This is a genomic window from Allobaculum fili (assembly GCF_020969955.1).
Classification (GTDB): Bacteria; Bacillota_I; Bacilli_A; order Erysipelotrichales; family Erysipelotrichaceae; genus Allobaculum; species Allobaculum fili.
On record NZ_JAHDSX010000129.1, the window covers coordinates 1 to 334 of the forward strand.

Annotated in this window: 1 protein-coding gene; it reads left to right on the top strand. The window is 50.9% G+C overall.

What is annotated here, in order from left to right; all coding sequences use genetic code 11:
* Positions 1 to 12 precede the first annotated feature (12 nt).
* Positions 13 to 334 (top strand): phage major tail protein, TP901-1 family (locus Afil_RS11650; RefSeq protein WP_230268557.1); only part of this gene is annotated, 322 nt, incomplete at its 3' end.

Sequence of the window (334 nt, forward strand, 5' to 3'; positions counted from 1 at the left end):
GGAGGAAATGAAATGAATTTCAATCTTCAGCGTTTTGCCGATCCCGTTAAGGGCGACAAAATCATCTACCTGGTGCGTCGTTATTCCAAACGCACAGAAGAGGGCGCAGCCGTAATTGCGCTTCAGATAGAAGGCAGCCGCAGCCTTTCCAAAGACGCCGATTCCGTTGCAACAAAGGACGGAACGATCCGTGTACCAGGAGCGGGCGAATGCGAGATTTCGGTTACCTCTCTGGTAACGAATGATGACGGCATTGCGGATGATCTTACCGAAGCGATGGAGAAAAACGATCTCATGGAGATCTGGGAAGTCGACACGTCCAAAAAAGGCGTCG